This is a genomic window from Pseudomonas sp. Pf153, from assembly GCF_001269775.1.
GTDB lineage: Bacteria > Pseudomonadota > Gammaproteobacteria > Pseudomonadales > Pseudomonadaceae > Aquipseudomonas > Aquipseudomonas uvaldensis.
Map to the genome: position 1 here is coordinate 517,099 of NZ_LHVL01000030.1, position 12,344 is coordinate 529,442.

Sequence of the window (12,344 nt, forward strand, 5' to 3'; positions counted from 1 at the left end):
AAGTAGCACAGTGCCACTTACTGAGTCAGCTTCTGCCTACAGAGGTCGGAATCGGACGACCGGTCTTCAAGTCATATCCGGGATCGCAGATAACCAGTTATTCGCCAATAACCTGTTAGCAACACTGTTCAAGGACCGAACCATGACGTCGTACCCACACGGTCATTCTTTCGCCCCAACCCAACCCCGTATCCTCTGGAGCACCGTCCTCGTAGCCATTGTCGCCGCTGCCGGCGTGCTGCTGCTCAACGGCTCGAGTGCACAGAATCTGGGGTTGAGCGCAGTGCTGCTGGCCGTAGGCATCGGTGCCGGAGTCTGGGACGCACGCTCGCAACGTCGCCGGTTCGATAACGCTTTTGCCGCTGCCACTGCGCGCCACGACCTGCACAACATCGAGCAGGCCAACCACGCCGCCAGCGCACAGCTCAACGAAGTCATCCTCGGTGCCATGCCCATCTGGGCCAGGCAGGTGGAAAGCTCCCGTCAACAAACCGAAACCGCAATCGTCTCGCTGACCAGCCGTTTCACCGGCATTTCCTCGCGCCTGGAGGAAACCGTGCAGGCCTCGCAATTGGCCGCCGGCGAGTTGGCCGGACAAAGCAGCGGCGGTGCCGTGCAGGTGCTGGCTCAAAGTGAAGGCGAACTGGTACAGGTCATCAACTCCCTGAAGGCCACCCAGGCCAGCCGCGACGAAACCCTGGCCCAGGTGCGCAACCTCACCGCCTACACCGGCGAGCTGCGGACCATGGCCGCGGACGTCGCCGCGATTGCCGCGCAAACCAACCTGCTGGCCCTCAACGCCGCCATCGAAGCCGCCCGTGCGGGTGAAGCCGGGCGCGGATTCGCAGTGGTGGCCGACGCCGTGCGCAGCCTGTCGAGCAAGTCCAGCGAGACCGGCCAGCAGATGTCGGCCAAGGTCGACATCATCAATACCGCCATTACCCAACTGGTCCAGGCCGCCTCCAGCGGCGCGGACCAGGACAGCCATTCGGTCACCGCTTCCGAAGAGAGCATCCAGCGCGTGCTGGAGCGTTTCAAGAGCGTGACCGGACGGCTCGCCGAATCGGCGGACATGCTGCAGCAGGAAAGCTTCGGTATCCGTGACGAACTCACCGAAGTACTGGTCAGCCTGCAGTTCCAGGATCGGGTCAGCCAGATCCTCAGCCACGTGCGCGACAACATCGAGGACCTGCATGTGCACATGCAGCAGGCCAGCCAGTCGCCCGACCAGGCCGCCCCCATCGACGCCCGCCAATGGCTGGCGCGCATGGAAACCACTTATGCCACCGACGAGCAGCGCCGTAATCACCACGGCGACTCCGGTGCGCAACAGACTTCCCAGGAAATAACCTTCTTTTAGGAGAGCCGTTCATGGCTAAAAGTGTATTGGTTGTCGACGACTCCGCGAGCGTTCGGCAGGTCGTCGGCATCGCGTTGAAAAGTGCCGGCTACGACGTGATCGAGGCCAGCGATGGCAAGGATGCGTTGGGCAAGCTCACCGGCCAGAAGGTGCACCTGATCATCAGCGACGTGAACATGCCGAACATGGACGGCATCACCTTCGTCAAGGAGGTCAAGAAGCTGGCCAGCTACAAGTTCACGCCGATCATCATGCTCACCACCGAATCCCAGGAATCGAAAAAACAGGAAGGCCAGGCAGCAGGCGCCAAGGCGTGGGTGGTCAAGCCATTCCAGCCCGCGCAGATGCTCGCGGCGGTTTCCAAGCTGATTCTTCCTTGATCGATGGAGACTGCAATGCCGTTGCTGTACGAAACCCAGGATGACACCGCCCAGGTCAGCATCGACGGCGAACTGACGATCTACACCGCCGCCGAGCTGGCAGCTCAGTTGCTGCCTTGCCTGGGCAATATGCCGCGCATGACGCTGGACCTGTCGCAGGTCACCGAGATGGACGGCGCCGGGCTGCAACTGCTGTTGATGGCATTGCGCGAGGCGCCCAAGGCCGGTACCGAACTGACGCTGACCGGTCGCAGCAAAGCCGTCACCGAAACACTCGAGCTGTGCAATCTGCAGGCCTGAGCCTCTGCTGTATCGCGGCCCGACACGACAAAGGATATGAGCGTGAGCATCAATCTCGACCAGGCACAACAAACGTTCATCGTCGAGGCACGAGAACAGTTGCAAGCCATGGAGGAATCCCTGCTGCAATTGGAAAACGACCCAGGCGACGATGACGCCATCGGTGCGATCTTCCGTGCGGCCCACACCATCAAGGGGTCGGCAGGCCTGTTCGGCCTGGAGCCGATTGTCAGCTTCACCCATATCGTCGAAGACGTGCTCGATCGCCTGCGCAACGGCAGCGTCGAGGTGGATACAGGCTTGATCGCCGTGCTGCTCAAATCCAGCGACCACATGCTGGAACTGATCAATGTGGTCGCCAACCAGGGCGGCACGCTGACGCCACCGGCCCTCAAGCGCGAGATGGAACTGTGCCAGGTCCTGCAGGAGTACCAGGCGCCCCCGTCTGACGAGACGCCGAAGGCGGCAAACGAATCCGACAACGACGCCCCCTCCGAAACGCGCCTGTGGCACATCTCCCTGCGCTTCGGCCAGGACGTGTTCCGTAATGGCATGGACCCGCTGTCGTTCCTGCGCTACCTGCAAACCCTCGGGGAAATCATCCACATCGCCACACTGACGGACGCGATGCCATCGGTCGACCGCTGGGACGCCGAATCCTGCTACCTGGGGTTCGACATCGATTTCCGTTCGGACGCCAGCCATGCCGCCATCAATGAAGTATTCGATTTCGTCCGGGAAGATTGCCTGATCGAGATCGTTGCCACTGACGAAGCCGAAGCCCCGGTGAATACCGGTCTGGTTGCAACCGCAAAAGCGCAGCGCGACGAAAACACAGCGCTGGTGGCCACCGGCGAACTGCTGCCGGACCAGCGCAAGACCCCGCGGACACCTGCCCAGGCAACCCCCGACAGACAAGCCGTCACCACTGAAAGCAAAGCCAAGGACGGCGCCTATGTGCGGGTCAACGCCGACAAACTGGACGAGCTGATCAACCTGGTGGGCGAGTTGGTCATTGCCAGCGCCGGTACCAGCCTGCTGGCCCGTAACTGCCACGACGACTCATTGCAAGAATCCACCTCGCGGGTCTCCGGGCTGGTGGAGGAAATCCTCGACGGCGCCCTGCGACTGCGCATGATCCCCATCGGCGAAACCTTCAACCGGTTCCGGCGTGTGGTGCGCGATGTCAGCCAGGAACTGGGCAAGGACATCGACCTGATCATCAGCGGCGCGGAAACCGAGCTGGACAAGACCGTGGTGGAAAAAATCGGCGACCCGCTCATGCACCTGCTGCGCAACGCCATGGACCACGGCATCGAAACCGCCGAGGCACGACTGGCGGCCGGCAAGCCGGCCAAGGGACACCTGCACCTGAACGCGTACCACGACTCGGGCAGTATCGTGCTGGAGATCGCCGACGACGGCGCCGGCCTGAACCGCGACCGGATCCTGGAAAAAGCCCAGGAGCGTGGCCTCGTTGCTCCCGGTGCCAGCCCCACCGACCAGGAGATCTACAACCTGATCTTCGAGCCCGGCTTCTCCACCGCCCAGGCCGTTACCAGCCTGTCAGGGCGCGGCGTGGGTATGGACGTGGTCAAGCGCAACATCACCCTGCTGCGCGGCACGGTCGACCTGGATAGCCAACCGGGCCAGGGCACGGTGGTGCGCATTCGCCTGCCACTGACCCTGGCGATCATCAACGGTTTCCTGGTAGGTATCGATCAGTCCACCTACGTCATTCCGCTGGACATGGTCCAGGAATGCATCGAACTGAGCGAAGACGACGGCGTTGCCAGCCGTGAACAGGGCTATCTCGACCTGCGGGGCGAAGTGTTGCCCCTGGTGTACCTGCGCGACCACTTCAACCACGAAGGCCCTGCCGCACGCCGGCAGAACGTGGTGGTGGTGCGCTACGCCGACCTCAAGGCCGGGCTGGTGGTGGATGACCTGCTGGGGGAATTCCAAACCGTCATCAAGCCCCTGGGCAAGCTGTTCGGCGCGCTGCGCGGCATCAGTGGCTCGACCATCCTGGGCAGCGGCGCCGTGGCATTGATTCTCGACGTCCCGGCGTTGCTCACCCAGATCGCCCAGATCGAAAACCGCTACACCCCTACTCAATTACAAGCCAACGCTCGCTGATGCTTTAGCAATTCCATGGAGAGGTACTTCCCAATGAAATGGTTCTACGATCTTAGAATCGCCACCAAACTGATCACTTCATTTCTCGTGGTGTTGGCCCTCACTGCCATCATGGGGGTGTTCTCGATCATCCAACTGGGCCAGGTGAACGGCACCACCATCGAGATCCGCGAGAACTGGATGCCATCCATGCGGGCAGCCTCGGGGATGCGCTTCTTCGCGGCCAGCTATCGCCTGAAGGAAAACCGCCACATCGCGGCCGACTCCGAACAGGAGCGGACCACGCTGGAACAGGAAGCGGAAGAAGCCAAGAAGGCCTTTGAAACGCGCCTGGCAACCTATGAAAAACTGCTCTCCAATGCCGAGGATCGCCAACTGCTCGATGCCACTCGCACTGACTGGGTCGCTTACTTGGCAGTGAGCAAAGACCTGTTCGCGTTGTCCCGGCAGAACCTGACCCAGGAAGCCCAGGCGCTGCTCAAGGGTGAGTCCAAGCGCGTATTCGACCTGGTCACCGCCGATCTGCAGAAAATGGTTGAATTCAACGATGCTGGCGCCGCCAAGGCCAGTGAACACGGCACTGCACTGTTCGAAAAAGCGCGCCTGTCCATCATTGCCGTACTCGTCGCCGCCCTGCTGGTGGGCCTGGGCCTTGCGCTGTTCATTTCCCGGGTGATCTCCCGTCCGTTGAAGCAGGCCGCGTTGGTAGCCGAGCAACTGGCCGAAGGCAACCTGAACGCGAAGATCGAAGGCGGCGCCAAGGACGAAACCGGCCTGGTGCTCAACGCCATGAAGAACATGGTGGGCAAGCTGTCCCATATCATCGGCGAAGTGCGTAACGCGGCGGACAATCTGGCCAGTGCTTCCGAACAGGTCAGCGCCACCGCGCAATCCATGAGCCAGGCCACCAGCGAACAAGCGGCCAGCGTCGAGGAAACCAGCGCCTCCATCGAACAGATGAGTGCCAGCATCAACCAGAACACCGAGAACGCCAAGGTCACCGACGGCATGGCCAGCAAGGCCGCCAAGGAAGCCACCGATGGCGGCGAATCGGTACAGCAGACCGTAGTGGCGATGAAGAAAATCGCCCAGCGCATCAGCATCATCGACGACATCGCCTACCAGACCAACTTGCTGGCCCTCAACGCCGCCATCGAGGCCGCCCGTGCCGGCGAGCACGGCAAGGGCTTCGCCGTGGTCGCTGCCGAAGTGCGCAAGCTGGCCGAGCGCAGCCAGGTCGCGGCCCAGGAAATCGGCGAGCTGTCGTCCAGCAGCGTCGACATGGCCGAGAAGGCCGGCAACTTGCTCAACGAAATGGTGCCATCGATCAACAAGACCTCGGACCTGGTGCAGGAAATCAGCGCCGCCTCCGAAGAACAGGCCGCCGGCGTGGCACAGATCAACACCGCCATGACCCAGCTCAACCAGGTAACCCAACAGAACGCGTCCAGCAGCGAAGAACTGGCCGCCACTGCCGAGGAGATGAGCAGCCAGGCCGAACAACTGCAACAGGCCATGAGCTTCTTCACCCTGGACACGCCGCCCAAATCGGCCAGCCTGCCGGTAAAGATGGACAACACGCCTGGCCCCACCAGTCGCAAACCGGCCCGGGCCACGGTGACCGTGCTGCCCAAGGCCTTTGCCTACAACATGGCCAGCGCGCCGGACGAATCCGAGTTCACCCGGTTCTGACGGCTCGCCACACAGGCTCGATTAAAGGAGAACGGCATGGGCGCCATCGCGACCACACGTCAAACCGCCATGGCGGTCGAGGAAGAAGCACAATACCTGACATTCATGTTGGGCACGGAAATGTTCGCCATTGGCATCCTGTGCATCAAGGAAATCATCGAATACGGCAACCTGACCGTGGTACCGATGATGCCGTCGTTCGTGCGCGGCGTGATCAACCTGCGCGGCGCGGTCGTGCCGGTGGTGGATCTGTCGGCCCGTTTCGGCCGGCAGAACTCGTCGATCACCCGGCGCTCCTGCGTGGTGATCATCGAGGCCAACAACGCAGACGGCCTGGCCCAGGACATCGGCTTGCTGGTGGACACCGTGTCGGCGGTGCTGGAAATCCCGGCTTCGCAGATCGAGCCGCCACCGAGTTTCGGAGCGAAGATCCGCGCCGATTTCATCAGCGGCATGGCCAAGGTCGACGGTAAGTTCGTCATCGTGCTGGAAGTCGACCGGGTGCTGTCCATCGACGAGATGTCCCAACTCGCCGAGGCCGGCCCTGTCGCATTGGAGTTTGAAGGAAAGTGAACACCGACACCTGCAAGGAACGCACGGGGAATGCACAAGCGCTCAGTGACCGAGAGTTCAACCAGTTCCAGTCCTGGTTATACCAGGCCGCGGGCATCAACCTGTCACAGGCCAAGAAAGCCCTGGTGGCCGGGCGTTTGTTCAAGCGCCTCAAGCACTACGAGCTGAGCAGTTACGGCGAATATTTCAAGTTGATCATGAATGGCCAGCGCAGCGATGAATTGCAGGTGGCGCTGGACCTGCTCACCACCAACGAAACCTACTTTTTCCGGGAGCCCAAGCATTTCGACTTCCTGCGCCAGCACGTATTGCCCCATGCGACGCCGGGGAAAACCTTCCGCCTCTGGAGCGCGGCCAGTTCGTCGGGGGAAGAACCCTACAGCCTGGCCATGACCTTGGCCGAAGGCTTGGGCACCACGCCCTGGGAGGTCATCGGCTCGGACATCAGCACCCAGGTGCTGGCCAAGGCTCGCTCCGGACATTACCCGATGGAACGCGCCCGCACCCTGCCCCAGCCGTTGTTGGTGAAATACTGCCTCAAGGGCACCGGCAGCCAGCAAGGCACATTCCTGATCGACCGGGCATTGCGCAGCCGGGTCAACTTCATTCAGGTCAACCTCAACGACACGTTGCCGGATCTGGGGGAGTTCGATGTGATCTTCCTGCGCAATGTCATGATCTATTTCGACCAACCCACCAAAAGCAAAGTGGTCGCCCGCCTGGTCCCCCGGCTCAAGTCCGGCGGATATTTCATCGTGAGCCATTCCGAGAGCCTCAACGGGGTATCCGATGCGTTGAAGCTGGTGGCTCCTTCGATTTATCGCAAGCCATGAATACCGTGAGGAAAGCCGCGGCGGAAGTCTACCTGGCACCGGGGGATTTTCGCTTCGCCACCTGCCCGACCCGGCTGCGCACGATCCTCGGCTCCTGCGTGGCAATTACCTTGTGGCATCCCGAGCGCAAGATCGGCGCCATGTGTCACTTCATGTTGCCCAGTCGCCTGCGCTGCTCCACCGCGCTCAATGGCATGTACGCCGATGAAGCCATCGAACTCTTCGTGCGCGAGGCCCGGGCTCACCGTACCGACCCCGAGGATTATCAGCTCAAGCTGTTCGGCGGCGGCGAGATGTTCCCCGAGCTGCAACGGGAAGTCCCCTTCGGCGACGTGGCGCGCTTGAACATCAACGCAGCGCTGGAAATGGCCGCCCTCTATCGCCTCGATCTGATTGCCCAGGATCTGGGCAGCACGGGTTACCGAAGCATCATCTTCGACCTGTGCAACGGCGATGTATGGGTCAGGCACCAACCGATAAGGACCCGGCATTAACCATGTCAAAAAAGATCAATGTTTTACTGGTGGACGACTCCGCCGTGGTGCGCCAGGTGTTGCTGGCGATCCTCAGCGACACGCCGGATATCCACGTGATGGGCGCGGCTTCCGACCCTATTTTCGCCATGGACAAGCTGACCCGGGAGTGGCCGGACGTGATCGTGCTGGACGTGGAGATGCCCCGCATGGACGGCATCACCTTCCTGAAGAAAATCATGAGCGAGCGTCCCACGCCGGTAGTGATCTGTTCGTCACTGACCCCCAGGGGCGCGGAAACCACCTTGCAGGCCATGGCGGCCGGCGCGGTGGAAATCATCACCAAGCCCACTACCGGGCTGAAGAATTTTCTCCTGGAGTCGGCACCAGAACTGGTGGCGGCGATTCGCGCTGCGGCCCAGGTGAATGTCCGGAACCTGGGCAAGCGCCCGGCCCCGCTGGCACCGGCCATCAAACTCAGCGCCGACGCGATGCTGCCCGCCGCCAACGGCCATGCCATGGCGCAAACCACCGAGCGCATCGTCGCCCTGGGCACCTCCACCGGCGGCACCCAGGCCCTGGAAGCGGTGCTGACCGCCCTGCCGCGGGTCTCCCCGGGCATCGTCATCGTCCAGCACATGCCGGAAAAATTCACCGCCTCGTTCGCTGCCCGGCTCAACAGCCTGTGCCAGATCGAAGTGCGCGAAGCCCGCAACAACGATCGCATCCACCCCGGCCTGGCCCTGATCGCCCCCGGCGGCAAGCACATGATGGTGACCCGCAGCGGCGCGTTCTATCACGTACAAGTGGTGGACGGCCCGCTGGTCAACCGCCATCGCCCTTCCGTGGACGTGCTGTTCCGCTCGGTGGCCAAGTTCGCCGGTCGCAACGCCACCGGGGTCATCATGACCGGCATGGGTGACGACGGCGCCCGCGGCCTGAAGGAGATGCTCGACGCCGGCAGCGCCACCGTGGCCCAGGACGAAGCCAGCTGTGTGGTCTTCGGCATGCCCAAGGAAGCGATCAAGCTCAACGCCGCGCAACGGGTGATGGGGTTGCAGGAAATCGCGCAGGCGATCCTACACCGGTGAAATCGTCGCAAGAGCGCCGATCAGAAGCGTCAGCGCGAGAAAACCACCGAGAAAAATCGCCATCTTTGTCATGAGTCAGTCCTGATCGAGAATCTTGATCCTGTGGGAGCAAGGCTTGCCCGCGATGAACGATAACGCATACACCGCGTCGACCGCATCGCCAGCAAGCTGTGCTCCCACAGGGGTTGGGGTGATTTCATGTGCTCCCACAGAGGTTGGGGTGATTTCAGGTTTTTGTCGCCATTAATCCGCTGTGTAGTTTGGCCAGGGGATCGGGCTCATTACAGACGCACCTGACGGCGAAAAAAGCGGATCAGCGATATACCAACGTATATTTTCATGTCCCTAGTCTTTCTGGCCCTGTTCGGAGGCAATGCTTAATCTTGCCGGGCATTCAACCCAGCCCGTCAACGTGCTCCACAACCCATAGCGAGGTGATCGATGCGCTCTCCACTCCCCGCGCCGGCATTGACCACTTTCAACCCTGGCCAACAGACTTCCTGGCGGGCCGATCTCGTCCTGCTGGGTCTGATCGTCGGTCTGGCGGCCTTCATCGGCTACGGCCTGGAGCAGATGAACCAGCCACTCGGGGTCCTGGATGCATCACCACTGTCGCTGGATCTGGCTCGCTTGCCGGAGTATGCCTTGCGCACCACGCTGCGCATGTTCATCGCGCTGTTCGCTTCCTTTGTCTTTTCCCTGGTCATTGCCACGTTGGCAGCGAAGAGTCGCAAGGCCGCCATGGTCATACTGCCGGCACTGGATATCCTTCAATCCGTACCGGTACTGGGCTTTCTGACCTTCACTGTCGTGTTCTTCATGGGGCTTTTCCCGGGCAAGGAATCGGGCGTTGAATGCGCGGCCATCTTCGCCATCTTCACCAGCCAGGTCTGGAACATGACGTTCAGCGTCTATCAATCGCTGAGAACCGTGCCCAACGACCTCTACGACGTCAGCCGACAATTCGGCTTTTCGCCCTGGCAACGTTTCATCCGGCTGGAACTGCCGTTCGCCACGCCGGGCCTGGTGTGGAACATGATGATGTCGATGTCCGGCGGCTGGTTCTTCGTGGTGGCATGCGAGGCGATCACCGTCGGCGACACGACCGTGAGCCTGCCGGGCATCGGTTCCTGGCTGGCACTGGCCATCGAACAGAAGAACGTCGCCGCGACCGTGTGGGCAGTGCTGGCCATGGTCGCCGTGATCATACTTTACGACCTGCTGTTCTTCCGGCCCGTGGTGGCCTGGGCGGACAAGTTCCGCTTCGAACAGACCGCCGCCCAGAAACGCCCACGGTCGAGAATCTACGACCTGTTGCGCTCGACCCGCCTGGTGCCGTTGATGTTGACCGCGCTGGGTGACATCAAGGCCGCGCTGTACCTGCACAGGCTGCCCAGGCTCCCCCAGCTTCGCTTCAAGGTCAGCGAGGGTTTCAGTCGTGTCGCCGACCGGGTCTGGATCGCCCTGGTGGCCCTGGCCTGCCTGGCTGGCCTGCTTCAATTGGCAGGTTTCATCGCCAGCACGTTGGGCCTGGAGGATGTCGTCGGGGCCTTCAGCCTGGGACTTGTCACCCTGCTGCGGGTCGCGGTGCTCATCGTCCTCGCCAGCCTGGTCTGGGTGCCCATCGGCGTCTGGATCGGCCTGCATCCGCGCTGGGCCGAGCGTCTGCAGCCCGTTGCGCAGCTGCTGGCGGCCTTTCCGGCCAACGTGCTGTTTCCCTTTGCCGTGATCGCCATCGTCACCCTGAAACTCGATCCGGATATCTGGCTGTCGCCGCTGATGGTGCTGGGCACCCAGTGGTACATCCTGTTCAACGTGATCGCAGGCGCCAGCGCGCTGCCCAACGACTTGCGAGAAGCGGCGCGCAACTTTCGGATAGGCGGCTGGCAGTGGTGGCGCGTGGTCGCGCTGCCCGGGATCTTTCCGTATTACGTCACTGGCGCCCTCACCGCCGCCGGCGGTTCGTGGAACGCCAGCATCGTCGCCGAGGCCGTTTCCTGGGGCGACGAGCACCTTTACGCCTCAGGGCTGGGCGCCTTCATTGCCCAGGCCACGACCGCAGGAGACCTTCCGCGGGTGGCCCTGGGGGTGACGGTCATGTCGGTTTTCGTCGTGGGTTTCAACCGCCTGCTGTGGCGCCCGTTGTACGGTTTCGCCGAGCGTCGGCTTCGAATTGATTGAAGGAGGTGAGCCAATGCAAGCAGTCATGGGCAAACGCTGCCTGGTGGATGTGCAACAGCTTCGGCATGTCTACGGCACCACCGGCGGTGCCGAGCGACTGGTGCTGGACGACGTCTGCATGCGCTTGAACGATGGCGAGATCGTCGGCTTGCTGGGACGTTCGGGCTCCGGCAAGTCGACCTTGCTGCGGTCCATCGCTGGCCTGATCGCGCCCACGGCCGGCGTGGTCGATTTCCCTGCCGATGACCGCGGGCTGGCCAGTTCGGTGCGCATGGTCTTCCAGAGCTTCGCCCTCTTCCCCTGGCTGACGGTGCTGCAAAACGTGGAGGTCGGCTTGGAGGCGCTGGACGTGGCGGCGCCCGAGCGGCGCCGACGGGCCCTGGCCGCCATCGACATGATCGGCCTGGACGGTTTCGAAAGCGCTTTTCCCAAGGAACTGTCGGGCGGCATGCGCCAGCGCGTCGGCCTGGCCCGCGCGCTGGTGGTCGCTCCGGATGTGCTGCTGATGGACGAGCCGTTTTCCGCACTGGACGTGCTGACGGCCGAAACCCTGCGCACCGACCTGCTGGATCTGTGGTGCGAAGGCCGGATGCCGATCAAGTCGATCCTGATGGTCACCCACAACATCGAAGAAGCCGTGCTGATGTGCGACCGGATACTGATTTTCTCCTCCAATCCGGGACGGATCATGAAGGAAATCGTCGTCGACCTCAGCCAGCCGCGCAATCGCGCCGACCCGGCGTTCCAGGCGTTGGTGGAACATATCTATGTGCAGATGGCCGGCGGTGGCCGGGACGGTTCAGCCCATCCGAGTGCATTTGCAGGCACTGGCGTGGGCATGGTGTTGCCTTCGATTTCAACGAACGCCCTGGCCGGCCTGATCGAGGCGGTGCACGATCAGCCCTACGACGGTCAGGCGGACCTGCGCGAGCTGGCCGACACCTTGCGCTACAGCCCCAGCGATCTCTTCCCGGTGGCCGAGGTGCTGCAACTGATGCGCCTGGCCGACCTGCAGGATGGCCATATCGCGCTGCTGCCGGCCGGGCGACGCTATGCCCAATCGACGGTCGACGAGCGCAAGCAATTGTTCGCCCAGCAGCTGCTCAGGCACGTTCCCCTGGTGGGCCATGTGCGCAAGGTGCTGGATGACCGCCCGACCCGCACGGCACCCGCCAGGCGCTTCCGGGACCAACTGGAGGACTTCATGTCGGAGCACGACGCTGCGACTACCCTCGATTGCGTCACGCAATGGGGACGCTACGCGGAGCTGTTCGCCTACGACGAAGTGGCCGACCGGTTCAGCCTGGACAATCCTTCCTGAG

11 protein-coding genes are annotated in these 12,344 nt (G+C 62.4%); all 11 read left to right on the forward strand.

The annotated features are described in order from the left end of the window. The first annotated feature begins 142 nt into the window (after positions 1 to 142). Complete coding sequence (locus AD666_RS23415) at positions 143 to 1,360, forward strand: methyl-accepting chemotaxis protein (protein WP_053157540.1); 1,218 nt, start codon at positions 143 to 145, stop codon at positions 1,358 to 1,360. 11 nt (positions 1,361 to 1,371) lie between these two features. Beyond that, positions 1,372 to 1,740: a response regulator gene (locus AD666_RS23420; protein WP_042730627.1), complete on the forward strand. Its 369-nt coding sequence runs from the start codon at positions 1,372 to 1,374 to the stop codon at positions 1,738 to 1,740. Positions 1,741 to 1,755: 15 nt separating this feature from the next. Further along, a complete protein-coding gene (locus AD666_RS23425) occupies positions 1,756 to 2,040 on the forward strand; it encodes a lipid asymmetry maintenance protein MlaB (protein WP_053157543.1) in 285 nt (94 codons plus the stop codon). 42 nt (positions 2,041 to 2,082) lie between these two features. Next, positions 2,083 to 4,179: a chemotaxis protein CheA gene (locus tag AD666_RS23430; protein WP_053158846.1), complete on the forward strand. Its 2,097-nt coding sequence runs from the start codon at positions 2,083 to 2,085 to the stop codon at positions 4,177 to 4,179. A gap of 33 nt (positions 4,180 to 4,212) precedes the next feature. Beyond that, entirely contained in the window at positions 4,213 to 5,871 is a 1,659-nt protein-coding gene (locus AD666_RS23435) for a methyl-accepting chemotaxis protein (protein ID WP_053157546.1), read from the forward strand. Positions 5,872 to 5,907: 36 nt separating this feature from the next. Beyond that, entirely contained in the window at positions 5,908 to 6,444 is a 537-nt protein-coding gene (locus AD666_RS23440; RefSeq protein ID WP_053157549.1) for a chemotaxis protein CheW, read from the forward strand. Beyond that, positions 6,441 to 7,277 (forward strand): protein-glutamate O-methyltransferase CheR, encoded by an 837-nt coding sequence (locus tag AD666_RS23445; RefSeq protein ID WP_053157552.1) that lies wholly within the window; start codon positions 6,441 to 6,443, stop codon positions 7,275 to 7,277. Before AD666_RS23440 ends, AD666_RS23445 begins: the two co-directional genes overlap by 4 nt. Continuing rightward, entirely contained in the window at positions 7,274 to 7,771 is a 498-nt protein-coding gene (gene cheD, locus AD666_RS23450; RefSeq protein ID WP_053157555.1) for a chemoreceptor glutamine deamidase CheD, read from the forward strand. Before AD666_RS23445 ends, cheD begins: the two co-directional genes overlap by 4 nt. Before the next feature lie 2 nt (positions 7,772 to 7,773). Continuing rightward, positions 7,774 to 8,841: a chemotaxis response regulator protein-glutamate methylesterase gene (locus AD666_RS23455; protein WP_053157558.1), complete on the forward strand. Its 1,068-nt coding sequence runs from the start codon at positions 7,774 to 7,776 to the stop codon at positions 8,839 to 8,841. 441 nt (positions 8,842 to 9,282) lie between these two features. Then, positions 9,283 to 11,022, forward strand: a complete 1,740-nt coding sequence (locus AD666_RS23460; protein ID WP_053157562.1) for an ABC transporter permease subunit — start codon at positions 9,283 to 9,285, stop codon at positions 11,020 to 11,022. 13 nt (positions 11,023 to 11,035) lie between these two features. After that, the gene (locus tag AD666_RS23465; RefSeq protein ID WP_053157565.1) at positions 11,036 to 12,343 is read left to right on the forward strand and encodes an AAA-associated domain-containing protein; all 1,308 of its coding nucleotides are present in this window, start codon (positions 11,036 to 11,038) and stop codon (positions 12,341 to 12,343) included. Position 12,344 lies beyond the last annotated feature (1 nt).